This window comes from Nocardia arizonensis, from assembly GCF_001310275.1.
Classification (GTDB): domain Bacteria; phylum Actinomycetota; class Actinomycetes; order Mycobacteriales; family Mycobacteriaceae; genus Nocardia; species Nocardia arizonensis.
Window position 1 is genome coordinate 42,278 of record NZ_LGYZ01000017.1, and the last position, 26,199, is coordinate 68,476.

The 26,199-nt window shown below is 66.3% G+C and carries 29 protein-coding genes and 1 pseudogene; 10 read left to right on the forward strand and 20 right to left on the reverse strand.

The window, feature by feature from the left end:
- Positions 1-932: 932 nt before the first annotated feature.
- From APZ21_RS03205 to APZ21_RS03230, 6 genes are all read right to left on the reverse strand, one after another.
- Positions 933-1,343 (reverse strand): arsenate reductase ArsC, encoded by a 411-nt coding sequence (locus tag APZ21_RS03205; RefSeq protein WP_054811692.1) that lies wholly within the window; start codon positions 1,341-1,343, stop codon positions 933-935.
- A gap of 15 nt (positions 1,344-1,358) precedes the next feature.
- The gene (locus APZ21_RS03210; protein WP_054811693.1) at positions 1,359-2,027 is read right to left on the reverse strand and encodes an arsenate reductase ArsC; all 669 of its coding nucleotides are present in this window, start codon (positions 2,025-2,027) and stop codon (positions 1,359-1,361) included.
- Complete coding sequence (locus APZ21_RS03215) at positions 2,024-2,458, reverse strand: arsenate-mycothiol transferase ArsC (protein ID WP_082392786.1); 435 nt, start codon at positions 2,456-2,458, stop codon at positions 2,024-2,026. Before APZ21_RS03215 ends, APZ21_RS03210 begins: the two co-directional genes overlap by 4 nt.
- A complete protein-coding gene (gene arsB, locus APZ21_RS03220) occupies positions 2,455-3,561 on the reverse strand; it encodes an ACR3 family arsenite efflux transporter (protein ID WP_054811694.1) in 1,107 nt (368 codons plus the stop codon). The genes APZ21_RS03215 and arsB overlap by 4 nt, the downstream gene beginning before the upstream one ends.
- Entirely contained in the window at positions 3,558-3,935 is a 378-nt protein-coding gene (locus tag APZ21_RS03225) for an ArsR/SmtB family transcription factor (protein WP_054811695.1), read from the reverse strand. The genes arsB and APZ21_RS03225 overlap by 4 nt, the downstream gene beginning before the upstream one ends.
- Before the next feature lie 79 nt (positions 3,936-4,014).
- On the reverse strand, positions 4,015-4,854 hold the full coding sequence (locus APZ21_RS03230) for a helix-turn-helix domain-containing GNAT family N-acetyltransferase (protein WP_239476467.1): 840 nt from the start codon (positions 4,852-4,854) through the stop codon (positions 4,015-4,017).
- A gap of 101 nt (positions 4,855-4,955) precedes the next feature.
- Between APZ21_RS03230 and APZ21_RS03235 the strand changes: the two genes are divergently transcribed.
- The 3 genes from APZ21_RS03235 to APZ21_RS03245 are packed head-to-tail and all read left to right on the forward strand — an operon-like array spanning position 4,956 to position 8,623.
- Positions 4,956-6,326 carry an FAD-dependent oxidoreductase gene (locus APZ21_RS03235; RefSeq protein ID WP_054811697.1) on the forward strand — a complete coding sequence of 457 codons (1,371 nt, stop codon included), beginning with the start codon at positions 4,956-4,958 and terminating at the stop codon, positions 6,324-6,326.
- 9 nt (positions 6,327-6,335) lie between these two features.
- Entirely contained in the window at positions 6,336-7,559 is a 1,224-nt protein-coding gene (locus tag APZ21_RS03240; RefSeq protein ID WP_054811698.1) for an MFS transporter, read from the forward strand.
- Positions 7,556-8,623, forward strand: a complete 1,068-nt coding sequence (locus APZ21_RS03245; RefSeq protein WP_054811699.1) for a flavin-containing monooxygenase — start codon at positions 7,556-7,558, stop codon at positions 8,621-8,623. The genes APZ21_RS03240 and APZ21_RS03245 overlap by 4 nt, the downstream gene beginning before the upstream one ends.
- A gap of 1,139 nt (positions 8,624-9,762) precedes the next feature.
- Here APZ21_RS03245 and APZ21_RS03250 read toward each other — a convergent pair.
- The 3 genes and pseudogenes from APZ21_RS03250 to APZ21_RS32665 form a co-directional block, all read right to left on the reverse strand.
- Positions 9,763-9,972, reverse strand: a complete 210-nt coding sequence (locus APZ21_RS03250; RefSeq protein ID WP_054811700.1) for a heavy-metal-associated domain-containing protein — start codon at positions 9,970-9,972, stop codon at positions 9,763-9,765.
- A 17-nt stretch (positions 9,973-9,989) separates the two neighbouring features.
- Positions 9,990-10,415 carry a cupredoxin domain-containing protein gene (locus tag APZ21_RS03255; RefSeq protein ID WP_054811701.1) on the reverse strand — a complete coding sequence of 142 codons (426 nt, stop codon included), beginning with the start codon at positions 10,413-10,415 and terminating at the stop codon, positions 9,990-9,992.
- Positions 10,415-10,922 (reverse strand): annotated as a pseudogene (locus tag APZ21_RS32665) (cation transporter); the annotation flags it as partial. The pseudogene APZ21_RS32665 and the gene APZ21_RS03255, both read right to left, overlap by 1 nt.
- A 239-nt stretch (positions 10,923-11,161) precedes the next feature.
- Between APZ21_RS32665 and APZ21_RS03265 the strand changes: the two are divergent.
- The gene (locus APZ21_RS03265; RefSeq protein WP_054811703.1) at positions 11,162-11,653 is read left to right on the forward strand and encodes a heavy metal-responsive transcriptional regulator; all 492 of its coding nucleotides are present in this window, start codon (positions 11,162-11,164) and stop codon (positions 11,651-11,653) included.
- Between the two features lie 76 nt (positions 11,654-11,729).
- Here APZ21_RS03265 and APZ21_RS03270 read toward each other — a convergent pair whose 3' ends face one another.
- The 7 genes from APZ21_RS03270 to APZ21_RS32670 form a co-directional block, all read right to left on the reverse strand.
- Positions 11,730-12,533, reverse strand: coding sequence for a cytochrome c biogenesis CcdA family protein (locus APZ21_RS03270; protein WP_054811704.1), 804 nt, complete (start codon positions 12,531-12,533; stop codon positions 11,730-11,732).
- Positions 12,530-13,183 (reverse strand): TlpA disulfide reductase family protein, encoded by a 654-nt coding sequence (locus APZ21_RS03275; protein WP_082392787.1) that lies wholly within the window; start codon positions 13,181-13,183, stop codon positions 12,530-12,532. Before APZ21_RS03275 ends, APZ21_RS03270 begins: the two co-directional genes overlap by 4 nt.
- The gene (locus APZ21_RS03280; protein WP_086843848.1) at positions 13,180-13,833 is read right to left on the reverse strand and encodes a TlpA family protein disulfide reductase; all 654 of its coding nucleotides are present in this window, start codon (positions 13,831-13,833) and stop codon (positions 13,180-13,182) included. Before APZ21_RS03280 ends, APZ21_RS03275 begins: the two co-directional genes overlap by 4 nt.
- A gap of 63 nt (positions 13,834-13,896) precedes the next feature.
- Complete coding sequence (locus tag APZ21_RS03285) at positions 13,897-14,454, reverse strand: vitamin K epoxide reductase family protein (protein WP_228787596.1); 558 nt, start codon at positions 14,452-14,454, stop codon at positions 13,897-13,899.
- Between the two features lie 70 nt (positions 14,455-14,524).
- Positions 14,525-15,163, reverse strand: coding sequence for a DsbA family protein (locus tag APZ21_RS03290; RefSeq protein WP_104897740.1), 639 nt, complete (start codon positions 15,161-15,163; stop codon positions 14,525-14,527).
- 335 nt (positions 15,164-15,498) lie between these two features.
- The gene (locus APZ21_RS03295; RefSeq protein ID WP_156370595.1) at positions 15,499-15,903 is read right to left on the reverse strand and encodes a hypothetical protein; all 405 of its coding nucleotides are present in this window, start codon (positions 15,901-15,903) and stop codon (positions 15,499-15,501) included.
- A 120-nt stretch (positions 15,904-16,023) separates the two neighbouring features.
- Positions 16,024-16,185 (reverse strand): hypothetical protein, encoded by a 162-nt coding sequence (locus tag APZ21_RS32670; RefSeq protein WP_228791103.1) that lies wholly within the window; start codon positions 16,183-16,185, stop codon positions 16,024-16,026.
- A gap of 150 nt (positions 16,186-16,335) precedes the next feature.
- Here APZ21_RS32670 and APZ21_RS03300 point away from each other — a divergent pair, with 150 nt between their 5' ends.
- On the forward strand, positions 16,336-17,568 hold the full coding sequence (locus APZ21_RS03300; RefSeq protein WP_054811708.1) for an IS256 family transposase: 1,233 nt from the start codon (positions 16,336-16,338) through the stop codon (positions 17,566-17,568).
- A 21-nt stretch (positions 17,569-17,589) separates the two neighbouring features.
- On the opposite strand, the gene APZ21_RS03305 is transcribed toward APZ21_RS03300, so the two are convergent.
- On the reverse strand, positions 17,590-18,090 hold the full coding sequence (locus APZ21_RS03305) for a class I SAM-dependent methyltransferase (protein ID WP_082392789.1): 501 nt from the start codon (positions 18,088-18,090) through the stop codon (positions 17,590-17,592).
- Between the two features lie 535 nt (positions 18,091-18,625).
- Between APZ21_RS03305 and APZ21_RS03310 the strand changes: the two genes are divergently transcribed.
- The 4 genes from APZ21_RS03310 (at position 18,626) to APZ21_RS03325 (ending at position 21,862) form a co-directional block, all read left to right on the forward strand.
- Complete coding sequence (locus APZ21_RS03310; RefSeq protein ID WP_054811709.1) at positions 18,626-20,782, forward strand: MMPL family transporter; 2,157 nt, start codon at positions 18,626-18,628, stop codon at positions 20,780-20,782.
- Positions 20,783-20,869: 87 nt separating this feature from the next.
- On the forward strand, positions 20,870-21,139 hold the full coding sequence (locus APZ21_RS03315; protein WP_054811710.1) for a metal-sensitive transcriptional regulator: 270 nt from the start codon (positions 20,870-20,872) through the stop codon (positions 21,137-21,139).
- Between the two features lie 49 nt (positions 21,140-21,188).
- Positions 21,189-21,428, forward strand: a complete 240-nt coding sequence (locus tag APZ21_RS03320; protein ID WP_054811711.1) for a YgaP family membrane protein — start codon at positions 21,189-21,191, stop codon at positions 21,426-21,428.
- Positions 21,429-21,454: 26 nt separating this feature from the next.
- The gene (locus APZ21_RS03325; protein WP_054811731.1) at positions 21,455-21,862 is read left to right on the forward strand and encodes a DUF302 domain-containing protein; all 408 of its coding nucleotides are present in this window, start codon (positions 21,455-21,457) and stop codon (positions 21,860-21,862) included.
- Positions 21,863-21,934: 72 nt separating this feature from the next.
- Here APZ21_RS03325 and APZ21_RS03330 read toward each other — a convergent pair whose 3' ends face one another.
- Positions 21,935-22,279: a DUF3703 domain-containing protein gene (locus APZ21_RS03330; RefSeq protein WP_054811712.1), complete on the reverse strand. Its 345-nt coding sequence runs from the start codon at positions 22,277-22,279 to the stop codon at positions 21,935-21,937.
- A 31-nt stretch (positions 22,280-22,310) separates the two neighbouring features.
- A complete protein-coding gene (locus APZ21_RS03335; protein ID WP_054811713.1) occupies positions 22,311-23,183 on the reverse strand; it encodes a sterol desaturase family protein in 873 nt (290 codons plus the stop codon).
- Between the two features lie 292 nt (positions 23,184-23,475).
- Here APZ21_RS03335 and APZ21_RS35375 point away from each other — a divergent pair, with 292 nt between their 5' ends.
- Positions 23,476-25,473 carry an N-acetylmuramoyl-L-alanine amidase gene (locus tag APZ21_RS35375; protein ID WP_067514407.1) on the forward strand — a complete coding sequence of 666 codons (1,998 nt, stop codon included), beginning with the start codon at positions 23,476-23,478 and terminating at the stop codon, positions 25,471-25,473.
- 19 nt (positions 25,474-25,492) lie between these two features.
- Here the strand turns inward: APZ21_RS35375 and APZ21_RS03345 are convergent, their stop codons facing one another.
- Positions 25,493-26,197, reverse strand: coding sequence for an AraC family transcriptional regulator (locus APZ21_RS03345; protein ID WP_228787576.1), 705 nt, complete (start codon positions 26,195-26,197; stop codon positions 25,493-25,495).
- Positions 26,198-26,199 lie beyond the last annotated feature (2 nt).

A 26,199-nucleotide genomic window follows, 5' to 3' on the forward strand; every position in this document is an offset into this window, starting at 1 on the left:
ACGGGTCGCAGGTTGGCGCCCTAGGGGGGTTAGCTGACAGCTAACGACACGCCGACGGAATCCGGCGACACGCCGGAGGTCCGATTTGTCAGACGGCAGCGTAGATCGGTGGCACAACATGAGAATGACCGAGAACACAGCGCCACCCGATCCGAACGCCTCCAACGAATCCCGACAGCGGCGTCCGCCACTCGAAGCGGTCTGCGAGATACTGATTGCCAAAGACCGAGACAGCGAGCAGTTAGCACGGCAGCAGGCTGAAGCTCTCCTCGACGTCCTGCGATGGCATGCCACACAACGCCCATCATCTCCGTAATCCGCTGGCCGACATCCGCATATTCGCTGCGCACCGACAAGCGAGATTCGGTTGAGATCTCGCTGAGCGGCCGCATACGAACCGAGTCAGTGTGACGAACGACTTGTCGGCCGACACTACGCTCGCCCGAATCACCTGACGTCAGCGTCATCGTCACGATGGGCCTGCGATTCCGTGGACATGCTTGTGTGCTGGGACTTCTCCGGTTCCGGGCCCACCGGCGGGGCCGCCAATTTCGCTACCCGGGCACCAACAGCCGATCACGTGGATACCGTTGTCTACGTGCGTGATCTGCTCGGTGGTTCGGCGACGGCGGTCGCGCTCGCGCTGGGCTGTTACGGTGCCGGATCGATGGTGGTGGCCTGACGCTCGTGCCCCTCACCCAAGAAACACGGCCTAGCGGCCAGCTACGCCTCGCACGGGCGCTGCTCCGTCTGCGCAGGTGAGTGCGCCTGCGATGTCGAAATAGCGTGGGCTGATCCGTCGAGCTCGCTGGCGCGCGTGATCGATGCGATCACTTCGTCGGCGGCCAGTTTGGTGTCGCCGTCAGTTCGAGCCTCGCGCCCTGGTTGTCGTGGCGCGAGGCTCGATTAGGTTGACCGTGTGCGGGGCTTTGTCAGGCGCGCGTCGGCAGCAGCTCGGCGACGAGGGCTTCGACGCGGGTCTTGATCTCGTCGCGGATCGGCCGCACGGACTCGACTCCCTTGCCTGCGGGGTCTTCCAGGACCCAGTCCCGGTAGCTGACGCCCGGGAAGGCCGGGCAGGTGTCGCCGCACCCCATTGTGATCACGACGTCGGAGGTTTCTACCGCGTCGTAGGTGAGGATCTTCGGGGTCTGGTCGGAGATGTCGATACCGAGTTCGGCCATCGCCTCCACTGCGGACGGGTTGATCGTCTCGGCAGGGGCGCTCCCGGCGGAGCGGACTTCGATCGAGTCGCCGGCGAGGTGGGTGAGGAATCCGGCGGCCATCTGGGAGCGTCCGGCGTTGTGGACGCAGACGAACAACACGCTGGGCTGGGTGCTCATGTGGGGCAATGCCTTTCAGTTGGCGGGGAGGTCGAGTTCGGTGAGCAGGAGCCGGACGCGGGTTTCGATCTCGTCCCGGATGGGTCGGATGGCGGTGATGTCGAGGTCGGCGGGGTCGTCGAGGTCCCATTCCTCGTAGCGGCGTCCGGGGTAGAACGGGCAGGCGTCGCCGCAGCCCATAGTGATGACGACGTCGGCGGCTTGGATGATTTCCTCGGTCCACGGTTTGGGGAACTCGGCGGTGATGTCGATGCCGACCTCGGCCATCGCGGCGATGGCGGCGGGGTTGATCTCGTCGCCGGGTTCGCTGCCGCCGGACCAGGCCACCGCGCGGTCACCGGCGAGGTGGGTGAAGAACCCGAGGGCCATTTGGGAGCGTCCGGCGTTGTGGGTGCACAGGAACAGCACTGTGGGAGTGCCGGTGTGGGCTTTGCCTTCGACGCGGGCCAGGGCGTGCAGGCGTTGGCGGGCGAAGCGTTCGGCCAGCAGCGGCAGGTAGTTGATGACGGTCGCGCGTCCGGCGAACTGGTCGTAGGAGGAGTGCAGGAACCGTTCGATGGTCTCGACGCCGAAGGTGCCGTCGAACTCGCGCTGCAGGTGCGTGGCGGCGGTTTTCAGGGCGAGCTGCTGATCGATGGTCAGGTCGTGGCGGGTGTGGGTGGGCGCGAGTGGGCTGTCGCTCATGATGTGGTCCGTTGCTCGGCGGGTGTGGTGAGTTCGGTGAGCAGGTTGTTGACGCGGGCGGCGATGTCGTCGCGGACCAAGCGCATACGTTCGATGCCGTCGATGCCGCGTTGGGAGGGCTCGTCGGTGTCCCAGTTGACGAGCCGCACCCCGTCGACCGGGTCGATGTGTGCTTCCCACCCGAGCGTGACGACCAGGTCAACCGAACGCAGTAGGTCCGGATCGACGGGTTTCGGGATCTCGGCGCTGATGTCGACACCGACTTCGCGCAGCGTTTCGGCGGAGAGTGCGTTGATGGTGGTGCCGGGTGCGGTCCCGGCGGAATGGATCTCGACGCGATCACCGGCGACGGCTCGCATCAGCCCGGCCGCCATTTGCGATTTGCCACCGTTCTTCACACAGACGAACAGCACGGACGGAGTGGTGCTCACCGCGGTGTCACCTCGTCGGTCGCCGCGACACCGGTTCGTGCGGTTGGCTGGAATCGTTTCCGCAGGGCGAGGGATACATAGACCAGCGCCACGAGGACGGGGACCTCGATGAGCGGGCCGACGACTCCGGCAAGGGCTTGGCCGGAGGTCGCGCCGTAGGTGGCGATCGCGACGGCGATGGCGAGTTCGAAGTTGTTGCCCGCGGCGGTGAACGCGAGGGTGGTGGTGCGTTCGTAGCCCAGGCCCAGGGCGGCGCCCATGGCGTAGCCGCCGCCCCACATGATCGCGAAGTACGCCAGCAGGGGGATCGCGATGCGGACGACGTCGAGGGGGTGAGAGGTGATCTGCTCACCTTGCAGGGCGAACAGGATCACGATGGTGAACAGCAGCCCGTACAGCGCCCACGGCCCGATCTTGGGCAGGAAGCTGGATTCGTACCAGTCACGTCCCTTGGCGCGCTCACCGAAGCGGCGGGTGAGGAATCCGGCCAGCAGCGGGATGCCGAGGAAGATCAGCACCGATTTCGCGATCTGCCACGGCGAGGTGTCGATGGTGGTCTGCTCCAGGTCGAGCCAACCCGGCAGGACCGAGAGATAGAACCAGCCCAGAACGGCGAACATGATCACCTGGAACACCGAGTTCAACGCGACCAGCACAGCGGCGGCCTCACGGTCACCGCAGGCCAGATCGTTCCAGATGATGACCATCGCGATGCAGCGGGCCAGACCGACGATGATCAGGCCGGTACGGTACTCGGGCAGATCCGGCAGCAGCAGCCAGGCCAACGCGAACATCAGGGCCGGGCCGAGGACCCAGTTCAGCACCAAGGAGCTGATCAGGAGCTTGCGGTCGCCGGTGACGGTGTCGAGTCGGTCGTAGCGGACCTTCGCCAACACCGGGTACATCATGATGAGCAGGCCGATCGCGATCGGTAGCGAGATGCCGTCGATCTCCACCGTCGAGAGGGCGTCGCCGAGACCGGGAATCATCCGGCCCAGCAACAGCCCGGCGACCATGGCGACGCCGATCCAGACCGGCAGGAACCGGTCGAGAGTAGACAGCTCGCCGACGACGGCGGGGTGCTCGGCGGTGGTCGTGCTCATGCGGTGACTCCCGTCGCGGTGCCGCTTTCGACGAGCAGAACTTCCGACAGTCGTTGCAGGGCTTCGGGGACGACCCGGTAGTACACCCAGGAGGCGCGGCGTTCACTGTCGAGCAGACCGGCTTCGCGCAGCACCTTGAGGTGATGGGAGATCGTGGGCTGGGTCAACTCGATCCCGGCCGACAGGTCGCACACGCAGGCTTCCTGGCTCTCACGGGACGCGATGGTGCTCAGCAGGCGCAGGCGGACCGGGTCCGAGAGTGCTTTGAACACGCTCGCCAGCTCGACGGCGTGAGACTCGGACAGGGGCTCACGCACCAGGGGCGCGGCGGAACACGCCTGCACAGGCGTCACCACCATCTTCGACTTCGACATGCACCAATATTGACCGATATCAATACTACAAGGCAAGCAAACAGCCGGTGAACACCACCCCGCCCGGACCGGGCAGCGGTTACCGGACCGGTGAGCGGCGTTCGAGCAGGACGGTGTCGTGCCAGACCCCGTCGCGTTGGGCGATGCGCTCGCGCACGCCGACGGTGCGGTATCCGGCGCTGTGGTGCAGGGCCAGCGACGCGCGGTTGTCGGTGAAGATCGAGGTCTGCAACGTCCACAACCCGTCGTCGTCCGCGGCGAGGACCTGCTTGTGCAGCAGGGCTTTGCCCACACCGCGTCCACGGTGGGAGTCGGCGACATAGACCGAGGTCTCGGCGACACCGGCGTAGCAGTTACGACCCGATACCGGGGCGGCAGCGGTCCAGCCGGCAACGTGGCCGTCGATCTCGGCGACCCACCGGTGGGCGGGCAGCCACTGCTTGTCGAGGTGGGCGCGGGTGGGGACCTCGGTCTCGAAGGTCGCGATGCCGGTGGCGATACCCTCGCCGTAGATGCGGCGCACGTCAGCCCAATCTTGGGGCTCCAGGGCGCGGACGGTGACGGCGGCGGGCAGGTCGGCGGGGCAGCACGGGCGCGGGGCGAGCAGACCCATCACCGCGTCGGCGGCGTGGGGCAGTCCGGCGCAGCATGCCTCGTTGACGGTGACGATGGTCGCTGCGCCTTCCTTGTGCAGGCGCACGAATCCCACGTCGGCGAGCTTGCGGACGTGATGGGAGGTCGTGGACTGACTCGTGCCCAGGATCTCGGTCAACGCGCCGACCGTCATACCTTTCGGGGTCGTGGCCACCGCGTGCAGCAGCCGCACCCGCACCGGTTCGGCCAGGCAGGCGAACCACTCGGCATAGGTGGCGGCTTCGCCGGTCGGCAGGACCTGGGCTCGGGGCAGAGCGATGGGCATGCGGCCAGTATATCGACGCAGATCGATGGTTGCTTTCATCGATGCCAGTCGATACTCTCAGCCATAGTTAATCGATCTGCATCGATGAAAGAAGGTTCGTCATGAACTCCCTGCCCGTCGTAGTTATCGGAGCTGGGCCGGTCGGTCTGGCTGCCGCTGCCGAGCTTTCCCGTCGTGAGCTGCCGTTCCTGCTGCTCGAACGCGGTGAGCACGCCGGTGCTGCTGTCGCGCAGTGGCATCACGTGCGGGTGTTCTCACGTTGGGGCGAGCTGATCGCCCCGGCCGCACGCCCGCTGCTCGACGCTGCGGGCTGGTCTGAGCCCGACCTCGAGGGCTACCCGACCGGCGCGGAGTGGGTCGAGCAGTACCTGCGCCCGCTCGGTGCAGCCCTGGGCGATTCGGCCCGGTTCGACACCGAAGTGGCCGGTGTCGCGCGCCGTGGCCGCGACCGCGTCGTGGACGCCGGACGTGACAGCGAACCGTTGACCGTGCACGTGCGCACCGTCGACGGCCGCGAGGAGCGCATCACCGCCCGCGCGGTCATCGATACCTCCGGCACCTGGACGACACCGAACCCCCTCGGTGGAGACGGGCTGCCCGCCATCGGTGAAGCCGCTGCCACACAACGCATCTCCTACCGTGTGCCCGACCTCACCGACCCCGCCGTCGCCGTCCGCCACGCAGGTCGCCACGTGGTCGTCGCCGGCAGTGGACACTCCGCGCTCACCGCGTTGATCGCGCTCGCCGACCTGGCCGGCGAGCACTCGGGGACTCGCATCACGTGGTTGCTGCGCCGGGGCACGATCGGATCCACCTTCGGTGGCGGACAAGCCGACGAACTGCCCGCTCGCGGCGCACTCGGATTGCGCGCTCAGGCAGCGGTCGAGGCCGGACACATCAACGTGGTCACCGGATTCCGCACCGAGATCATCGAATCCACCGACCACGGCCGGCTCACGCTCATCCCCGCCGAAGGCGACCCCGTCACCGACGTCGACGAAGTGATCGTGCTGACCGGGTTCCGCCCGGACCTGTCCTGGCTTTCGGAAATCCGCCTCGACCTCGACGCCACCTTGCAGGCACCGGCCAAGCTGGCACCGCTGATCGACCCGAACGCCCATTCCTGTGGCACGGTCTACCCGCACGGAGTCACCGAACTGTCCCACCCTGAACCCGGCGTTTTCCTGGCCGGGATGAAGAGCTACGGCCGCGCGCCGACCTTCTTGGCGATGACCGGCTACGAACAGGTCCGCTCCATCGTCGCCGCCCTCGCCGGAGACCACGAAGCCGCCCAACGCGTCGAACTCACCCTGCCCGACACCGGGGTCTGCGGCGGATCCGGACTGTTCGACGCCCCCGCCGAAGAATCCACGGGCGGGTGCTGCGGGGCCCCGGCCGCCGTGCAGGAGCTGACCCTCAGCGTGCCGACCGCGATCCAGGAACTGCCCCTGACCTCCTCTCCCGCGCGCTGATCCACTGCGATGCAGGTTGTTTCGACACCGACGGCACCCGCCGCGACCGGGTTGCGGCGGGTGCTGGTGGTCTTGTGCGTCACCGAGATCACCAGCTGGGGAATCCTGTTCTACGCCTTCCCCGTCCTGCTCGGAGCCATCGCCACCGACACCGGTTGGTCAACCACCGCGCTGACAGCGGTGTTCTCCGCCGGACAACTCCTCACCGCGCTCACCGGAATACTCGTCGGCCGTCGCCTGGACCGCCACGGCCCTCGCACGGTGATGACCGCTGGCTCGGCGCTCGCGGTCACGGCACTGCTCATCGTGGCCACCGCGCAAACCCTGACAATGTTTCTCCTGGGCTGGGCGCTGGCCGGGATCTCGATGGGTGCGGTGCTCTATCCCCCGGCCTTCGCTGCGCTGACCCGCTGGTACGGGCCCGACCGGGTGAAAGCGCTGACCGTGCTCACCCTCGCAGGTGGGCTGGCCTCCACCGTTTTCGCACCCTTGACCGCAGCCCTGGAAACCAGATTTGACTGGCGCGCAACCTATTTGATCCTCGCCGCGATCCTCGCGGTCGTGACGGTCCCCGGCCACTGGTTCGGATTGCGACCGGCCTGGCCACCCGGACCAGAAGAAGGCACCGAGCACGCCCACCTGAGCAACCCCGCCAGCATCGCGCGCAGCCGGGCATTCATCACCCTGGCGATCGCGTCGAGCGTCACCGGATTCGCCTCCTTCGCGGTCGTGGTCACCCTCGTACCGTTGATGACCGAGCGCGGGATCTCCAGCACCACCGCAGCACTCGCTCTCGGACTGGGCGGACTCGGGCAGGTCGTGAGCCGGATCGGCTACAGCGCCTTCGCCGACCGCACCAGTGTGCGCACCCGCACCGCGATCATCCTGGCCGCGATCGCCGCCACCACAATGCTGCTCGGAATCTTCACCACCACAGCAGCATTGACCGTCGCGGCGATCCTGTCGGGTATGGCACGCGGTGTGTTCACCTTGCTGCAAGCCACCGCGATCACCGACCGGTGGGGCTCGGCCCACTACGGGCAACTCACCGGGCTCGTCTCCGCGCCGATGACCATCACCATCGCTTCGGCACCGTTCGTGGCCACCGCCATGGCCGCGAACCTCGGCGGCTATCCCGCCACGTTCCTGATCCTGGGCACAGCCGCCGCCCTCGCCGCGGCACTGTCACTGACCACCATCCCGAAACACTCACCGAAAGAACAACACTCATGATCGACGCAATCGTCATCGGCGCAGGACAATCCGGACTCACCGCCGCACGCGCCCTCACCGACCACCACCTGACCCCAGTCGTGCTCGAGGCCGGGCCCGACCCCGTCGGATCCTGGTCGCACTACTACGACAGCCTCACCCTGTTCTCACCCGCCCAACACAGCACCATGCCCGGTCTGAACTTCCCCGCCGAGCCCCACCACTACCCGCATCGTGACGAGGTCGTCGACTACCTGCGCCGCTACGCGAAAACCCTCGACGCCGACATCCGCACCCACACCACCGTCACCACCGTCGAGCCCCACCCCGACCAAGGATTCGTCGTCCACACCGACGACGGCCAACAACTCCACACCGCCGGAATCGTCGCCGCCACCGGCTCCTTCGGTAACCCCTCTGTGCCCGAACTGCCCGGAGGAGACAAATTCCAAGGCACCGTCCTGCACGCCGCCGACTACCGGCGCCCCGAGCCCTACTCGGGTCAACGAGTCATCGTCGTCGGCGCGGGCAACTCCGCCGTGCAAATCGCCTACGAACTCACCGACCACGCCACCGTCACCCTCGCCACACACAACCCGATCAACTTCTTGCCCCAACACCGCGACGGACACGACATCCACCACTGGCTCGTCTCTACCGGATTCGACCAACTCCCACCCGAATGGCTCATCCGCTACGTCGGCGGCACCCTCGTCATGGACACCGGCGACTACCAACACGCCCTCACAACCGGGCGCATGGACCGCCGACCCATGTTCACCAGCTTCGACACCGACGCCATCGTCTGGGCTGACGGCACTCGCGAAGCGGTCGACACCGTGCTCTACGCCACCGGTTACCGCCCCAACCTCGGCTACCTCACCGAGCTCGGCGCCCTCGCTGACGGATACCCACTCCACAACGCCGGTATATCCACCACACACCCCGGCCTCGCCTACGTCGGGCTCGAGTTCCAGCGGACGTTCTCCTCCAACACGCTGCGCGGCGTCCACCGCGACGCCGAACACGTCACCACCGCGCTGGCCGCTCACATCAACCGGGCACCGGCGAAAGTCGGTCTGTAAGCCTCCCAGCGCTAGGCGTCCGGGTGTCGCCTACCAGCAACACCCGGGCTATAGTCGAACATGTGTGCGAATCCACGCGACCATACGTGAGGCTCGGTGTCTGGACAGAGCCCTCGCCGCGGTTCTGCCCCAACGGCCACCGCCTCGGCGCAGGACGAGCAGTCGTCGCCGCAATGCCGTGTCGGCGCGTCGGCGGCCACCACCGCGCACACACCTGCCTCGCCTGCGGCGCGACCACCTACAGTCCGCCCGCGCACACCGACTGCGAACACTGACCGCCTCACGCCAGAAGTTCTACTGACGGACGGTTCGGCACCACGGCGACCGGGCGCATCATGGCGACCAGGACGACAGACAGCCCGCAGGCGGCTCACGGGCAGCGCCGCTAAGGCTCCCTACTTGGCGGGCCAGACGCAGTTCCACTAACCGCACGGCGTGGTGATGGTCGAACATGGATTCGATCGAGCAGTGTGTGGCACTGGATAGCGTCGATGCAAACGTTCTTCGCAAGTGGGGTTCAGCTTGGCTTGACTTCACTCACGCCGACTCGGTTCTGCTAGCACGCCGCAGTATCCCAGCGACTGCTCCGAACCTCTTCTTGCGCCGAGTCCTGTGCGAGTCGGCAGTAGTCAGCTACCGCCGGGTCGGGCAAGGCCAACAGCGACGATAGACCGACCTCAGCGCGCTGTTTGCCGAGTGACGACTGAACTGTCCGGACAGAGCGGGCCCGATCGACACCGGAACCGTCCAGAGTCGATCGGCCCGCCGTGATTGCGGGAGCCGTCCTGCTGTCACATGGGACAGCAAGGGCCCATCATGCTGCACATCCAGTCACAGATCATCTTCAGCGGGTTCACGTAAATCACCTCCCTGGGTTGCGTGTTCGGACTCGTCGGCCGCGCGATCGGTGGATTGATACGGTGCCGTCGTCGTGGTTCCCAGAGCTGCCAAGACAATCTCGGCTGACCGGTGGACCACAGCGATGCTAAACGTTCCATTAGGATGGAAGGTCAAGTCGTGCAAGCGGCTGGCGATCGGTTGATCGGGCTATTGGGTGCCGACGGATTGGTGCTTGCCAGGGCGGCGCCGGTTGCGCCGTGCTGGCTTGGAATTGGGCGAATGTAATGAGGCCAGGGTCGTCACGAGTCGACCGTTGCGGTGTAGCCGAGTTCGGCGATGGCTGCGATGACATCGCCGGGGGTGGCGTAGTCGAGGTCGACGGTGGTGCGGTTGCGCCTCCGGGAAGTGCGGGTCTCGCGCACACCAGGCAGGTCTTGCAGGGTGTCGTCGATGAGCAATGCGCAGCTGCCGCAGTGCATGCCGTCGACCCGGAAGGTGTGTGTGCCCATAGGTTTTCGATCCCTTCTCAAGCAATGGTGAGGGTGCCGGAGTACATGCCCATGCCGCAGGTGTAGTCCAGGCGGCCGGGTCGAAGAATCCCGAGGTCGATACGGGTCTCGCCGGTGGTCGGCAGGACTTTCTGGATGTCGAGGCTCGGTATGACCAGCGACCGGATGCAGCCCTGGGTGCCGTTGGTCTTGACCACCAGGGTGGTCGGTACACCGGGCTTCGCTGCGACGTTGTCCGGTGTGTAGGCGCCGGTGCGGGCGGTGATCGTCACGACCTGCGCGCCGTCTGCGACGGTAGCGGCGGAGGCATCGGCCACCGGCTGGCTCGCGCCGAACGCCTCGGCGATACGCCCAGCGGCCAACGGTGAACCGGCGAGTTCGAGTCCACCGTTGAGGGTGTAGAACCCCATCCCGAGCACCACCAGTCCGGTCGCTACCGCCACCCGGCATCACCGAGAAACAGCGCGTACAGCGACCAACCGAACGCGGCCAGCACGCCCACCGAGATGAGAGTGTCCATGGTCGCGGCGGCGTGACGCAGGTTCGTCCACGCCGCTTGGTGGAACGGCCAGGCGCCCCACACGACTATCGGCGCCGCCAGGGTGAGCGGCAGCCACTGCCCAGTTGGTGAACTGCAACGGTGGCACCATTGCCATCGCTACCACCGGCACCGCCAACGCCACCGACACTCGCATTCGCTGGCGCAGTGAGCGAGTGTCGGTGTCGTATGTCTCGGTCTCATAGGAGGTTTCGCTATCAGGACCTCGCACCGGGTGTGGAATTCGTGCGGTGTACCCGGTGGCTTCGATCACCTCGATCACGTCGGCGTCTGCGGTGTCGGAATCGATCTCGACACGGGCCTTCTCGGTGGCGAAGTTGACGGTGGCCACGACACTGTCCATCGTATTGAGCCGCCGCTCGATTCTGGTCGCGCACGACGCGCACGTCATCCCGCCGATAGCGACTTCCAACCGCCGCGGCGCGGCAGCCGCGTCCTCGGCCGGTAGGGGTCCGCTCGACGCGGGCATCACCGGCACCGCGACGAGCACCAGCACGTCATCCCGCATACTGCACACTCGAGCTCGTTCACGCCGACCTCCATCCATCCACACGCGTCCCGCTTGGCAATCCCATCCTGAACCTTCCAGTAAGATGGAATGTCAAGGGGCCGGATCCGAGGGAGTATGCGATGAAGATCGGTGAACTGGCTGCAGCGGGCGGAGTCACGACAAAAACGATCCGGTTCTACGAGGGCGAGGGCTTGATGCCTGAACCGGGCCGCACTCCTACCGGCTACCGCGACTACAGCTCCGAGCACCTGGCCCGGTTGCAGTTCATCCGCCGGGCGCAAGCGGCGGGGCTGAGTCTGCGCGAAGCCGGTCAGATCCTGTCTGTCCACGACCGCGGCGAACAACCCTGCGGCCATGTCCAAGCGATCCTCAGCGAGCGCCTCGACCAGGTCCGGGCCCAAATCGCCGAACTCATCACCCTCGAAGCCCACCTGCAAACACTGCTGGACACTTCCCGTACCGACCAGCCCACCAGCCACGACGACTCCACAGTCTGCTGGATCATCGAATCCAACGTCTCGGTGTCGAACGACCAACCGCTCGATGCCGACCCGTTCGGTCATGTGAGCGAAGCGGGCTCAACTCCTCCAGGTGGTGGAGTTGGCAGGTGAGTTGTTCTCGCTCATCGAAGTTGGCCACCAGACGGCGTGCGGGCAGTCGGTGGCTCGCCACTGAGTCGCCGCGGCGTCATATCGGCAGCGCGACCGCGGTGACGAATTCGTTGCGCAGCCAGCCGATGAACACCGCCCACACACCGCTGACCAGCGCCGCACCCACCAGGATCAGCATGACACCACCGGCGATTTGAATAGTCCTGGAATGTCGGCGCAACCAACCGACACCGCGCAAGGCCTTCGCGGAGCCGAAGCCGAGAACGATGAACGGTGATCCGAGTCCGACGCAGTAGGCAACGATCAGCGCCACGCCGCGCGCGGCGGTCGTGCCTTCGGTTCCGGCGGCGACCGAGAGGACTCCCGCAAGAGTCGGCCCCAGACAGGGCGTCCACCCCAACCCGAACACTCCCCCGAGCAAGGGCGCTCCGGCAAGCGAGGATATCCGCAACGGGGCGAAGCGGGTGTCCTTCTGCAGCGCCGGGATGAGCCCGACAAAGGTCAGACCCATCACTATCGTGACCACACCACCGATGCGCTGGAGCAGATCCTCGTTGATCCGCAACGCTCCGATCACCCCGAACACCGACGCGGTGGCAAGGACGAACACCACGGTGAATCCGGCGACGAACAACGCCGCCGCACCGGCCACCCGCCAGCGGTCTGCGCCCGAGCCCGGCTCATCGGCACCGCCGGGTGAGGTGCTGGCGCCGGAAACACCAGCGAGGTAAGACAGATACCCGGGCACCAGCGGGACAACACACGGCGACGCGAACGAGACCAGCCCGGCGAGTATGCAGGCGGCGAGCGCGAGCAGCAGTGGCCCGGTCGCGGCGGCGGTCTGAAAACTGGTGCCTATCCCCTGGGCGAGCGCCGTCATCGTCGCGCCGCCACACGCTCGATCACCGGTTGCAGATCCTCTGCCAGCAGGGCACGCAGGAACACGGCCGCTACCCGGTGCTGCCGATCCAGAATCAAAGTGGACGGGATGACGCTGGTGGGATAGCTGCCGCCGAGCGCGATCAGCGTCCGCATCGAGGGGTCATAAATCGACGGATAGCCGACTTTGTAGTCGATGACGAAATCCTGGGCTTTGTCACGCTGCGGATCACGGACATTTATCCCCAGAAACTGCACTCCCATGTCCTTGGTGGCCGCATATACGCGTTCGAGGTCGTCGGCTTCAGCACGGCACGGCCCACACCATTGACCCCACAGGTTGATCACCACCACCTGCCCGGCGTAGTCGGCCACGGACACAACCTTGTCTTCGGCCATGAGGTCGGGCCCCGACAGGGCCCCGATCTGCCCGCGAGCCTCCGGCGGATCGTAGAAGATGTCTGTCTGCCCGCCCGGTGAAACGAAGTCGAACGTGCCACCACCAGTCGCGACCGAATCGGAGCCCGCAGCGCAACCGGTCACGGCGATCACCGAGCAGATGCCAAGGGCGAGCACGGCGATAAACCGGGATCGCCGAACGTGTGTTGGGGTGGGTCGTGCGGTCGTTCGCGTGCCTTGTCGCTGGATCATCGGGTCATCTCACTGATCGCGGCCCGAATCTGGGCGGGGTTGTCGAATACAGCGGGTGTAGTGATGCGCGCGACCGAACCATCCTGCTGGACAAGGAAACTCAGCGGCAGCACCGGGGGCGCGGACAATGCCCCGCGCACGTCGCCGGAATCGACGAATGACGGATAGTCGGTGCCCAGGGCTGTCAGTAGATCCAGGGCAGCGACGGGGTTGTCTTGCACGTTGATCCCCACGACGCGAACCGAACCGGGCTCGTTCGCGTACGCATCGAGCACGGGAATCTCTTCCCGACACGGCCCGCACCAAGATGCCCAGAGATTGATCAAGGTCGGCTCGCCGGTCAGCGCGGCGCCGAGGTCGACGGTGTCGGTCGACCCGAGACACCGCGCCGAGACACCGCGCAAGTCGGCGTCGGCCTGCGGCGCTACGGCGGTAGTCGGGCAACGCCGCAGCTGTGCCAAGCCCGCGTGACCCACCTCGGGAGCGTTTGCGGCGGAGCCGGTGACTGCATCCGCCGAAACACCCGGTTGCCCGGATCGGGTCTGCGACGAAGTCGATCGCGGCCAGATCGCCACGATCAACGCGACAATTACCAACAGGCCAACGACCACCCCACGAGCACCCGGCTGCACGCGCGACAACTTCTCCATCACCACCACCTGTCTACTATGCATCGTAGTAGACAGGTGGGTGGCACGGACCGGCGCCCACGTTCACAACAGCGTGCTCCAGTAGCTCCAGAAGCGGATGCCGATCAACGACACGATCGTGAGAGACCAGACGGTGACAACGACGCCGTGGTAATCGGCCGTGACGTCGGCCAGTCGCCGGCCAGCGGCGGGGACAGGCAGATCACCCACCACGAGGTTGCGCAGGGTGACGTAGCCGAAGATCGGGATCGTCACCGCCCACACCACCATGCAGTACGGGCACAGTGCCCCGATGCTGTATAGCGTGTGGTAGATCAACCAGTGCACGAACACGACACCGAAGCTGACACCGGCCTGTAGTCCCAGCCAGAACCAGCGCTGGAACCGTGCTCCGGACAGCAGCCCGGCACCCACAGTGGTGACCACCGCGAACCCGGCGATCCCCAGCACAGAATTGGGGAGACCGAACGCCGCCGCCTGCGGGCTGTCCATGACCGACCCGCAGGACACGATGGGGTTCAGACTGCAGCTCGGCACATAGGCGGGATCCCGCAGTCGCGCCATCTTCTCCACTGTGAGCACACTCGCAGCCACCGTGCCGAGGAGACCACCGATCAGCAACAGCCAGGGCAGCAGCCGCGGGAACGGGTCCCGATAGTCCCTTCTCCGAGTCGGCGTGGCGATGCTTGCCTCACTTGGCGAGTGCGGCATCGATGGCCTCGATGAAGTCTTCGGCGGAGCGCGGTTGGAGTTTGACACCGTCGAGGAAGAAGGTGGGCGTTCCCTGCACACCGAGGGTTCGGCCGTCGGCGACGTCGTCCTTGATTCGTTGCAGGGTGGCAGGATCGCTGTAGGCGGTGTCCCATTGCGTCATGTTCAACCCGAGTTCGCTGGCGAAGCCGCGGAAGACGTCGTCCTTCGGAACGCGCTGCTCGGCCCACTCGGGCTGTGTTTCATACATCTTCTTGTACATCGCCTCGAACGCGCCCTGCCCGGCGGCGGCCTCCACTGCACGTGCCGCGCGTTCGGCGTTGAAGTGCGACGGGATCGGGAAGTAGCGCACGACGAATGTCACTCGCCCGCTGTAGGTTTCGCGAAGTTGCTCGACGAAGGGAAACGCTGCGCCGCAGGCCTCGCATTCGAAGTCGAGAAATTCCACCAGCGTGACCTTGCCGTCGCCGACGGGACCGACCCGATGACTGTTGTCGCGGACGAGCACGCTCTGAATGTCGGCCCCCGCGTCGGGCTGGTCCTTCTCGGAGCCGGAGTTGATCGCGACGATCACGGCGGCCACCGCGACGAAGACGGCAACGATCACTGCCGAGATCATCAAGTTTCGTGTTCGGCGAGAGGCTCGTTTGTCCGGGGTTGACGTGTTCATACGCTGGGCCTCGCCAGCCTTGCTCTGCCTTTGCGGCATGTCGGTTCCTTACTGTTTTCCGAAAGCGGGAATGTCGGACGGGTCTCGGTGCGCGCGGTTTCCCGCCATAGAGGGCGCATCCGATGCCGACGACAGGCGACCGCTCGCTATGGATGACGGTGATCGGCAGTTTGCCGTGCGTCGAACACGACACGGCCGCGTCAAGTAGTTGCCTCGAATGGTGCGTCGGCGGTGCCGACTGCGGATGCCGACAACATGCGGACGCACCGAGAGAAGGCCTGCTCCTATGTGCGCAACACGCAGAGCATGGCCAAGCTGGGCGCGTGCCAGCGCCGCTGAATGTTGCGCGGGCGCGGCCCCGCGCGTGCCGGTACAACAAGGATCGGACGGGCGCGGGCCTGCCGAGCCACGGCGAACAACACGCTCAGGAGCAGAATCACACACAGCCCGAGCACTCCGACCGGAGACTCCGGCCCCAACACGGCGCCGGCGAGAAGATCAGCGCCAGCGTCGAGGTCGCCCGCCACTTCCGACGCTGACGGCGCAGAAGTGCCCTCATCGCTGACAGCAGCTGACGACACATTGATGGTCGCGCACCGCATGTCATGACCAAAGGCGCGAACCTCATCCGCGCACGGTGAAGTCTGCATCATCGCCAGTCCCACCAGAGCTGCCAACACCGCGGTCAACCGCGCGAGTCCCACTCGCACAGCTACACCGCAACGCCTGCTCTGCACGCCGCCAGGGTAATAGATGATCCGAAACCGCCCAGACGACCGGGCCGACGACTACTCGCGACAGACGACTGCTCAATCAGCGGGCTTTTGCGCCAGGACCCGGAAGGTGACCCCACCGCGGCCGGTGCGACGTGATTCGGAAATCACGAATCCGGCGGCTTCCAGGTAGGGAATCGGATCACGCAGCAGATGGTCGGCCCCGAACCTGACGCTGATCGGCTCGATCAACCGCATGAAGAGCCGAGGGTTGCGTCCAATAGCGTGGTGTACGGCCCGACCACCCGAGCAGCCCCCTGTTCCGAGCGTGTCGTAGCCGGAAACGAGGTGGTCACCGCGTGACCCTTGAAGAGACCGTCCAAAGTCACTTGAAGGAGACATCACGCGATGACCGATATCCAGCGTATCGACCCGAGCAAGCCCTTCGACACCCAACTCGCCGCGGCCAGCCCTGATCTGCTGCGAGAATTGCTGTCCAGCTTCGTCCACACGATCATGAACGCCGAAGCCGACAGCATGTGCGGCGCCGACTACGGGCAACGCAGCGAGGACCGGGTCAACTCCCGAAACGGATACCGCCACCGCGATTTCGACACCCGCGTCGGGACCATGGACGTCGCGATCCCGAAACTGCGGTCGGGTAGCTACTTCCCCGACTGGCTGCTCGAACGCCGCAAACGCGCCGAACGAGCCCTGACCAGCGTGGTCGCGACCTGCTACCTGCTCGGTGTCTCGACCCGGCGGATGGAGAAACTCGTCGAGTCCCTCGGCGTCACGCAGCTGTCGAAGTCGCAGGTCTCGATCATGGCCACCGACCTCGATGCCCAGGTCGAAGCGTTCCGGACCCGCTTACTCGACCAAGGCCCTTACACGTTCGTCGCCGCGGACGCCCTGGTGTTGAAGGTGCGCGAGAACGGGCGGGTGGTCAACGTCCATGCCCTGATCGCGACCGGTGTCAACGCCGACGGCTACCGCGAAATCCTGGGCTTGCAGGTCACCAGTGGTGAAGACGGTGCCGGCTGGTTGGCGTTCTTCCGTGATCTGGTCGCGCGGGGTTTGTCCGGGGTCGAGTTGGTCACCTCCGACGCCCACGCCGGGCTGGTCGCGGCGATCGGAGCGACCCTGCCCGGCGCGTCCTGGCAGCGTTGCCGGACCCACTACACCGTCAACCTGATGTCGATCACACCGAAAACGTCGTGGCCGTGGGTTCGGACTCTGCTCCACTCGGTCTTCGATCAAGCCGACCCGGAATCGGTTGGGTCTCAATATGATCGGATGCTCGACGCATTGGCCGAGAAGCTTCCGAAAGTCGCCGCGCACCTGGACGCGGCCCGCGCCGACCTGCTCGCGTTCACCAGCTTCCCGAAACAGATCTGGCGTCAGGTCTGGTCGAACAACCCCCAAGAACGGTTGAACAAGGAAATCCGGCGCCGCACCGACGTCGTCGGGATCTTCCCCGACCGCACCGCGATCATCCGCCTCGTCGGCGCTGTCCTGGCCGAACAACACGACGAATGGATCGAAGGCCGCCGCTACCTCGGCCTCGACGTGTTGGCCCGCTCCCGCAACCACACCGAACCCAGCGATGAACAGGAGGATCCCGCAGCGTTGACCGCCTGACCGGCAGCGGTCACGCGGCGATCACTTCGATACACCACGCATTTGGACTTGACCGAGCCGAGCCGGTGCTGAGGTGGATGGTCCGTGCTCAGCGAGCACGAAAACCCCACCCGGGATCAGCGCCCGGTACGCCTGCGCACAGGCACGTCCCGGGTCGGGAATGGTGCAGAAAGTGTAGGTCGATACCACCGTATCGACGCTCGAGTCAGGAACATCGAGGTCCTGCACGTCACCCAGACGGAGCTGCACCGCGAGATCCTGGCGGTGCGGGCGCTGTCGAGCGATATCGAGGACACCTTGGGAGACGTCGAGGCCGATGACCCGTTCCACCTCGCTGCCATAGCGGGGCAAGTTCAACCCAGTGCCTACGGCAAGTTCAAGGACCCGTCCCCTGGCATGACCCACGGCCCAACCACGCGCGTCACCGAGCATAAATCGCTCGAACGCGCCGATCTGGCGGTCGTAACGTGTGGCGTTTCTGTCGAAAACCGCGGCGATGCGGTCGATGCTCGGCTGCTGCATGATGCCTCTGTTCGGTGGTCCGTCGGGTGAGTCCCAGTCTGCGCTGCATCTCCAACAGTCACTATCGGGAAAACCCCTGAACTCTCTAGGTAGCGGCTTGGTGCCGCCAGCGCGTCCAGGTCCCGCGGGGTCGGCGTGGGGCTGATCTGGTCACAGACCCGAGTCCGTCGGTCGGGCTGCGGCGAACACTCGGCCCAGGCGGCGTGAGCGCTCAATGATCGGCGTCCACGTCGTCGCTTTCGTTGAGCACGGCCGTGCATAAGTGCCGCAGTCGCACCGTATGCGGGCCGTCGTAGGCAGCAGCGAGCAGCAACCAGCAGGGCACCCACGCGAACGGGCACGCCGGATCAAGATGCAGGTCGATTTCGGCAGCGATACAGCCCAGTCCCCGGCGGTGGCTCGCATGAACTCGACGATGCCCATGAGGCTGCAGTTGGTTGCCGCGAGTAGGGGGCGGGATGCGCCCGCCAATACCCCCTCGGGTATCTTCGTCTCGACACGAGGTATACCCCCTAGGGTATTTACGAAAGGTGGAATGGTGGACACGAAACTCGCTGTCACCGAACCCGCTCACCACGGCACCGGGCACTCCGGTGCGCTGGGCCGGTGGGGTGCGTTCATGGCCGGGCGCACCAAGGCGGTGATCGGGGTGTGGTTGCTGGTGCTGATCGCACTCGGAGCCGCCGCGCCTAGCGTGTTCACCTCTCTGGCCGGGGCGGGATGGCAGGCCAACGGCTCGGAATCGGTACGCGCACGCGAACTGGCCCAGCGACACTTCGGCGGCAATTCCTCGGCCGCGGTGCAGGTGGTGATCCATTCCGAGGCCGCCAGGATCGGCGATCCGGCGATGACCCGTACGGTCGAGCAGGTCACCGCGGTGTTCGCCGGTGACGAGCGGATCGCGCAGGTGATCGCCCCGCAGCCCGGATTCACGATCAGCCCTGATGAGCACACCGGAATCGTGATCGCGGGCGCAAACGCCTCCACCGACGACATGGTCAAGGCCGTCGACGAACACAAGGACGCGTTGAGCGCGCTGTCCCAGGACGGGATCGAGGTCTACCCGACCGGGGCCTCGGCGTTGTGGAGCGATTTCAACGTCGCCAACCACGACGCGATGATCAAGGCCGAGATGTACTCGTGGCCGGTCACTTTGGCGATCATGGTGCTCGCGTTCGGGTCACTGGTCGCTGCCGGGCTGCCGTTGCTGCTGACCCTGGCGGGCCTGGTCGCCTCCGCGGGTGGGCTGGTGTTGCTGAACCAGATCACCCCGATCTCGGTGTGGGCGATGAACTTCGCCATGATGTTCGCCCTGGCCCTGGGCATCGACTACGCGTTGTTCCTGGTGGCTCGCTTCCGCGACGCCCTGGCCCGCACGGGCGATCCCCGCGCCGCGGTCGCCGAGACCATGGACACCGCCGGCAAGGCGGTCCTGCTCTCGGGGTTGACGGTTCTGGTGAGCTTGTCGGCGGTGCTGATCGTGCCCGCCCCCGCGGTGCGGACCATGGCCGTGGGGATCATGCTCGCGGTGGTGTTCGTGCTGGCCGCGACCCTGACCCTGCTGCCCGCCGCGCTCGGAGCGCTCGGTGGCAAGGTCAACGCTGCGGCGTTGCCGTACGCGCGCCGTCAGCAGCACCGCTCCCCGGTGTTCGCACGCTGGGGTCAGATCCTGCACAAGCACCCGTGGCCCCTCGCTGCGGTGGCGCTGACCATCCTGATCGGGTTGGCGATACCGATGTTCGGGCTCAAGACCGCGATGCCCTCGATCACGGTGGTGCCCGCCGAGGCCCCCGTGCGCCAAGGCTATGAACTGATTCAGCAGCAGTTCGGACCTGGAGCCCCGGGCATGCTCTCGATCATCGCTCCCGCCGCCGAGGCCGAGACCACCGCGACCATCGCGCGCGCCAGCGACGGCATCCTCATGCTCACCCCACCCCAGCCCGCCGCCGACGGCGCCGACCTGGTGATGATGCAGGCGATGCCCGCGGTGGATCCGTCCGCACCGCAGATGGCCCAGATCCTGGACCGTCTGCGCGCCGATCTACCCGAGAACGCCGTCGTTGGTGGTGCGGCGGCGGAGAACCTCGACCTGCAACAAGCCCTGAACGACTACCTGCCCATCGTGGTGGCGGTCATCCTGATCCTGGGGTTCGTGCTGTTGCTGATCGCGTTGCGGGCTCCGCTGATCGCGGCCCTGGGCACCCTGGTCAGCTTGCTCTCGACCGCGGCCGCGTTCGGGGTGGCCAAGCTGATCTTCCAGGACGGGCACGGTGCCGGGCTGCTCGGTTTCACCCCGCAAGGGTTCCTGGACGGGTGGGGGCCGGTGTTCTTCTTCGCGATGATCTTCGCCATAGCCATGGACTACACGGTGTTCCTGTTGGCTACCGCCAAGGAGCATTACGAACGCACAGGCGACCCACACGCCGCGCACCTGGACGGGCTGGCGCATTCCGGGCGGGTCATTTTCGCCGCCGCGGCGGTGATGGTGGCGGTGTTCTTCACCTTCGCCCTGGCCGAGCCGCTGCCGCCGAAGGAGATGGGCATCATCCTGGGTGTGGCGGTGCTGCTCGACGCGCTGCTGGTTCGACTGGTATTGCTGCCGGTGATCCTGCGCCTGACCGGGCACGCGGCCTGGTGGAGCCCGGCGTGGTTGCACCGGGTTCTGCCCGCCATCAGCTTCGCCCACCACTGACCCAGCGACACCGACCCCTCTCCCGGATCCTCACTTCAGATACCCCTGGGGGTATTGTGGGGTGAGGATCCGAGAAAGGGACACATCATGATCGGCAACGACGACGAAATCGCGCAGGTCCTCAACCGGCTGCGCCGCGCGCAAGGCCAACTGGCCGGGGTGATCGCCATGATCGAGGCCGGGCGCGACTGCAAGGACGTGGTCACCCAACTCGCCGCGGTCTCCAAAGCCCTCGACCGCGCCGGATTCAAGATCGTCGCCACCGGTCTGCGCGAATGCCTCACCGAAACCCCCGACGGTGAGCGCGCACCCCTCAGCATCGAGGAACTGGAAAAACTCTTCCTCGCCCTGGCCTGACCCCCAACACACGCCCGGGGTCTGGCACTCACCGAAAGGACTCCCGCCGATGGCACTGCCACCGCGACCGCGCGAATGGACCATCACCCGCCTCGTCCCGGCCCTGGCCGGAACCCTGGTCCTGCTCAGCGCACTGCTGAGCACGACCCTGTCGCCCTGGTGGTTGATCCTGACCGCCTTGGTCGGGGCGAATCTGCTGCTCTACAGCGCGATGGGCTGGTGCCCGGCCACCCTGGTGATGCGCCGGTTCGGCCTCGCCGACGCGTCCTGCCCAACCCCTACCGCCTGACCACTCGTCTCGGATCGGAGCACATGATGGACCTAGCCCTCTCGACGAGCCTGCACACCACCTTCGACGACGCAATCGAACGCACCCGAACCGCGCTGGCCGAGCAAGGATTCGGCATCCTCACCGAGATCGACATGCGAGCCACCCTCAAAGCCAAACTCGGCCACGACATGGAGGACTACCGCATCCTCGGCGCCTGCAACCCGCCCCTGGCCCACCGCGCGGTCGAGACCAACCGCCAGATCGGACTCCTGCTGCCCTGCAACGTGGTGGTCCGCCGCGACCGGACCGACCCCGACACCATCATCGTCGAAGCCATGAACCCTCAACTGATGGTCCAGGTGACCGACCAACCCGCCTTCGACACCGTCGCCGACGAGGCCACCACCCGGCTGCACGCAGCACTGGCCGCGCTGGACTCGACCCGGACCTGACACCTCGCCCAACCCACCGCGGCCAAACGAGTCGCCCGTATCGAGACACCGCCTGACCGGGTGGCTACCGGATCAGCTCGACTCCAGCAACGCGGCGAGATCAGGCGGAGTGGTCATGGTTTGGCGCAATCCGACATCGGCACGGCCGGTGTTGCCTTCCGGGGCGAGCCCGGCCAGCGACCCTGGTGCGGCGACGATGATCCGGATGACCTGCCCGAAGGCTTCGCGCCGGTCGCGTTGACGTACCGCGAGGGCGAACATGGCGACGTGGTTGGCGGTGTGCAGCCAGGGATCGGGTTGGGACAGGATGTGGGCTCGTTCGAGATGGCTCCAGCGTCGTGCCGGGTCGGTGGTGGTGTTCGCGGCCTGCATCTCTTCGTGGTGGCGGGCACGGGCAGCGTCGGGAATCTTCGCCATTGGGGTGCTCCTTCGTGTTGAGCGGTGAGCGTTAGGCTTTCTTCGCCTGTTCGGCGGCGCCGAGCACAGCCGTCGCCTCCGGGCTGGGCTGGACGGTGCCGTGACGGGTGAAGGGTTCGGCGAGTTGGGCGAGGTAGCCACTGGGGTAGTCGGGTTTGGCTGCCATGCCGAGGTCTGCGCTGGAGAACCGTCGGTGCGGGTCGTAGCTGTAGGTGCGCAGCAGGTGATCCCAGATCAGGGTGAACAACCCGAAGTTGACGTCACCGATACCTGCCCATTTGAGGTGGTGGAAACGGTGGCCTTCGTTGAGCGCCAGAACGTATCTGAGCGGGCCGACGCGATAGTCGGCGTTGGAGTGTTGCAGCAACAGTTGCACCGCCACCGCTAGCGATAATGCCGCCGCGACCGGGACCGGGATCCCGACCAGCAGGAGCGGTGTGACTCCGGCGGTCATCTCGACGGTTTGGTGCAGCGGGTGTTTCATGAGGCCGTTGAGGCCGTAGAACCGTTGCACGCTGTGGTGTACGGCGTGGAATCGCCACAGGATCGCGATCTTGTGGCTGGCGTAGTGAGCCAGGGTGATACCGAAGTCGGCGACGAGTATCGCGATCAGCACCTGGACAATGAAAGGCCAACTGCCAGGCCAGATCCCGTCACCAGGAATCAGCGCGGCCAGTGCGGGGATGGCGGCGACGCTGCCCAGGATGAGGGTTTCGTTGACGAAGCCGTGTGCGGTGTCGCGGCCGGTATCACCGTGGGAGGTGTTCCAGTCCGCCCGGTACGGCAGAACCGCTTCGGCGGTGAACGACACCGCCACCGCGATCCCGAGTAAGGCGAGCAGCCACAGTTTGTTGGCACCGGCGGCGGCCAGGGCGACACCGGCACCGTTGATGCCGAGCAGCATCAACGGCGCATAGCCGAAGCGGACGAGGGCAAAGATGAGCGTGGACACGGATTCAGCTTCGCGCCCAGGCAATAGGCCGGGCTTGAAGAAATCAGCTGACTCTCCGCGCCGGTGACGCCTCATCGATCAAGCGGATGCCCCGGGTGTCGCACCGAAGTACGGCTACACCCTGGCTACAGTCTCAAGTAACACTTCATTCTTTGAGGTGGCTGTGGCTGGTGTGATCGGTGGTGCCGGTTCGGACGCATGATCCGGGCCCGCCATCGTGGTTTCTACTGACGTAGGAGTATTCGTGCCGAACTACACCCGCAAACGAAGCTATGTGCTTCCCCTGGTCGCGGTCGCTGTGGTCGCGGCGCCGGTCGCGGCCGGTTTCCTCGGTGGTGACGGACAGTACCGGTTCTCCAACGACAGTGAAACCGATCGGCTCCGGCCTACTGCGACGACCCAGATCGGGTTGGCTGGGGCGCCGAGGGTCGTGTTGCCGTTGCGCGAGCTGGCCGGCATGCAGTTACCGGACCTGAAGGTCGCGGATCTTCGGCTCGTGCCCGGCGCCCCGCCGCTGCCGGAGGGTTCCCGGGTCGGGCCGATCGGGTTCGTCACCGACGAGGGGACTGCGCCGATATCGGCGCGGACCCCGGCGTTGGATCCAGGTGTGGTGCCCGAGCACTTGGCAGATCGGGTCGGCGCCCAGGTCACTGAGCTCACCAACGGGAGTCGTTTCAGCATGGTCGGGTTGACCGCGCCGGATCTCGCGGGTGTCACCACGATGGTGCGGGCCCGCCAACTCGACAGTTCCTGGGGTCCGTGGTTCGAGGCCGGGACCGACGACAGTGTTTCGGCTCGCCGCCCCGGTCCGGGCCGCATGCAGGGTAGTGAACCGGTCTATGTCGGTGACACCGACGCGGTGCAAATCCTGAGCACGCGCAAGCTAACCGACACAGCGGAGCCCGGATCACGGGGACCGGCCCCGGTCGCGGGCCCGGACCATCTCGGTCCCGCAGTCCCGCAGATGAGCGCGGTGTTGCTCGATCCCGGCCGTAGTGAGGAGAACCTGTCGGCGATCGCGGCACCGCTGGCTGGTGGCGGGCCACGGGTGATCAGCCGCGCGCAGTGGGGCGCCGACGAATCGATCCGGTGTGAGGATCCAACCTACGACGACGGCCTGGGCGGGATCGTGGTGCATCACACCGCGGGCCGCAACGACTACAGCAAGGCCGAGTCCGCGGCGATCGTGCGCGGGATCTACGCCTACCACGCCGAAACGTTGGGCTGGTGCGATATCGGCTACCACGCACTGGTGGACAAATACGGCCAAATCTTCGAAGGCCATTTCGGCGGTTTGGACGAGCCAGTGCAGGGCGCGCACACCGGTGGTTTCAACGAAAACACCGCTGGAGTGGCGTTCATGGGCAATCACGAATCCGAGGACCCGACCCAGGCGGCGATCACCGCGATGGGTCAGTTCGTCGGATGGCGTGCTCGCGTCGCGGGTTTGGATCCGCGGGGGACCACCACGATGATCTCCGAGGGCACCGAGTTCACTCCGTATGGCGAGGGTGAACAGGTGCAGTTACCGGTGGTGTTCTCTCATCGCGATGTCGGTAACACCACCTGCGCCGGGGATGCCGCCTATGCGCTGATGGACCGTATCCGTTCGATCGCTGCGGGTGTGGGTTCGGGTGCGGGGCCGAGACAGGCTTCGGTGCCGGTGCCCGCGCAACCCGATCCTGATGTTGATGCCGACGTGTCGGCGCTGGCGGCGTTGACGGGCAAGCTGTTGGATCTGGTCGACCACAATATGTTGGCTCGGCGTTGGGTCGATGCCGGTGGACCGCAGGGGCGGCTGGGGTTGGCCGCCTCGGAGCCGGTGCCCACCGCCGAGGGCGGGCAGTATGCCAGGTTCGTCAACGGTTACCTGTTCCAAGCCCCCGACGGTCAGGTCTATGAAGTCGCCGGGCGCATCGGGCAACGGTTCGCCCAGCTCGGCGGGGACAACGGCGTGCTGGGCACGCCGCGCAGCAACGAGTACCCGGTCCCGGGTGGCGTGCGGGTCGATTTCGGTCGCGGGTCGTTGGTGTTCAACGAGGCGACCGGTGTCGTCACCACACTGGGGCTGCCCCAGCCAGGTTCCGATCATCCGAGGCCGCCGGCCACTCCCACGCCGGCAACAGCAGACACTCCACCAGCACCTGCACCGCTACCGGCAGAGCCCGCACAGGTTCCGGCTCCGGCGCTGGCTGATACGCCAGAAGTTGGGCCCGGCGAGGTGCCGGTGGCCGGACCGTGAGGTAGTTCGCGCGCTGCCATCAGCGTGATTCGGTGGTGACTCGCTCGCGTGGGGGTGGTGGCCGCCATCCGGTGGCGACGAGTGCTTCGGTCGGAGAGATGCCGATCAGATCGCGGCAGGTGCGAGTGAGGTGGGCGCTGTCGGCGAACCCCGCTGTGTGCGCGGCTTCGGTGAGGGAACCGCCTTCACGCACGACAGCGAATCCGAGCTGCAGGCGTACCCACCGCCGCCACGCCACATACGGCAATCCCACCTGCGCGGTGAAAATATGGGAGAGGCGGCTCGCCGAAATCCCGATGTCGGCGGCGAGTTCACCCAGCGAGGGTGGACCTCCCACCCAGCAGGTCGCCCGGCGCAGCGCCTCGGCCACGACAGGGTGCGAGGCCCGGCGCACCGATCTGGTGACCGGACCGCCGCCCGGCGGAGCCGGTAGGGGCGCAGCGACGCTGACCCAGCTGGTGACTGCGTGGCGCGGTTGCCCGCCCAGTCGGGCCAGTGCCGCGTGGGCGGTCACGCTGTCGGGATCGAGGAACGCGAGGAATCCGCTGGTGCCCGGTTCGGTACTGACCTGGTGGACTACACCGGGTGGGATAATCGCGGCGAGCGCGGGCGTGGTGTGTCCGGCCGCGTCGGCGAGGGTCAGTCTCCCTCGTGCGACGAAGAGCACCTGCACGGCGGCGTGCGCGTGGGCAGCTGCGTCGCCGATCTCGCCGGTGAATGTCATGA

Excerpts from the sequence above, each read along its gene's own strand:
- APZ21_RS03205 (WP_054811692.1), bottom strand. The coding sequence starts at position 1,343 with ATGAGCACCCAGCCCAGCGTGTTGTTCGTCTGCGTCCACAACGCCGGA.
- APZ21_RS03210 (WP_054811693.1), bottom strand. The coding sequence starts at position 2,027 with ATGAGCGACAGCCCACTCGCGCCCACCCACACCCGCCACGACCTGACC.
- arsB (WP_054811694.1), bottom strand. The coding sequence starts at position 3,561 with ATGAGCACGACCACCGCCGAGCACCCCGCCGTCGTCGGCGAGCTGTCT.
- APZ21_RS03225 (WP_054811695.1), bottom strand. The coding sequence starts at position 3,935 with ATGTCGAAGTCGAAGATGGTGGTGACGCCTGTGCAGGCGTGTTCCGCC.
- APZ21_RS03230 (WP_239476467.1), bottom strand. The coding sequence starts at position 4,854 with ATGCCCATCGCTCTGCCCCGAGCCCAGGTCCTGCCGACCGGCGAAGCC.
- APZ21_RS03235 (WP_054811697.1), top strand. The coding sequence starts at position 4,956 with ATGAACTCCCTGCCCGTCGTAGTTATCGGAGCTGGGCCGGTCGGTCTG.
- APZ21_RS03240 (WP_054811698.1), top strand. The coding sequence starts at position 6,336 with ATGCAGGTTGTTTCGACACCGACGGCACCCGCCGCGACCGGGTTGCGG.
- APZ21_RS03245 (WP_054811699.1), top strand. The coding sequence starts at position 7,556 with ATGATCGACGCAATCGTCATCGGCGCAGGACAATCCGGACTCACCGCC.
- APZ21_RS03250 (WP_054811700.1), bottom strand. The coding sequence starts at position 9,972 with ATGGGCACACACACCTTCCGGGTCGACGGCATGCACTGCGGCAGCTGC.
- APZ21_RS03265 (WP_054811703.1), top strand. The coding sequence starts at position 11,162 with ATGAAGATCGGTGAACTGGCTGCAGCGGGCGGAGTCACGACAAAAACG.
- APZ21_RS03270 (WP_054811704.1), bottom strand. The coding sequence starts at position 12,533 with ATGACGGCGCTCGCCCAGGGGATAGGCACCAGTTTTCAGACCGCCGCC.
- APZ21_RS03275 (WP_082392787.1), bottom strand. The coding sequence starts at position 13,183 with ATGATCCAGCGACAAGGCACGCGAACGACCGCACGACCCACCCCAACA.
- APZ21_RS03280 (WP_086843848.1), bottom strand. The coding sequence starts at position 13,833 with ATGGAGAAGTTGTCGCGCGTGCAGCCGGGTGCTCGTGGGGTGGTCGTT.
- APZ21_RS03290 (WP_104897740.1), bottom strand. The coding sequence starts at position 15,163 with ATGATCTCGGCAGTGATCGTTGCCGTCTTCGTCGCGGTGGCCGCCGTG.
- APZ21_RS32670 (WP_228791103.1), bottom strand. The coding sequence starts at position 16,185 with ATGCGGTTGATCGAGCCGATCAGCGTCAGGTTCGGGGCCGACCATCTG.
- APZ21_RS03300 (WP_054811708.1), top strand. The coding sequence starts at position 16,336 with ATGACCGATATCCAGCGTATCGACCCGAGCAAGCCCTTCGACACCCAA.
- APZ21_RS03305 (WP_082392789.1), bottom strand. The coding sequence starts at position 18,090 with ATGCAGCAGCCGAGCATCGACCGCATCGCCGCGGTTTTCGACAGAAAC.
- APZ21_RS03310 (WP_054811709.1), top strand. The coding sequence starts at position 18,626 with ATGGTGGACACGAAACTCGCTGTCACCGAACCCGCTCACCACGGCACC.
- APZ21_RS03315 (WP_054811710.1), top strand. The coding sequence starts at position 20,870 with ATGATCGGCAACGACGACGAAATCGCGCAGGTCCTCAACCGGCTGCGC.
- APZ21_RS03320 (WP_054811711.1), top strand. The coding sequence starts at position 21,189 with ATGGCACTGCCACCGCGACCGCGCGAATGGACCATCACCCGCCTCGTC.
- APZ21_RS03325 (WP_054811731.1), top strand. The coding sequence starts at position 21,455 with ATGGACCTAGCCCTCTCGACGAGCCTGCACACCACCTTCGACGACGCA.
- APZ21_RS03330 (WP_054811712.1), bottom strand. The coding sequence starts at position 22,279 with ATGGCGAAGATTCCCGACGCTGCCCGTGCCCGCCACCACGAAGAGATG.
- APZ21_RS03335 (WP_054811713.1), bottom strand. The coding sequence starts at position 23,183 with ATGCTGCTCGGCATCAACGGTGCCGGTGTCGCCCTGGCCGCCGCCGGT.
- APZ21_RS03345 (WP_228787576.1), bottom strand. The coding sequence starts at position 26,197 with ATGACATTCACCGGCGAGATCGGCGACGCAGCTGCCCACGCGCACGCC.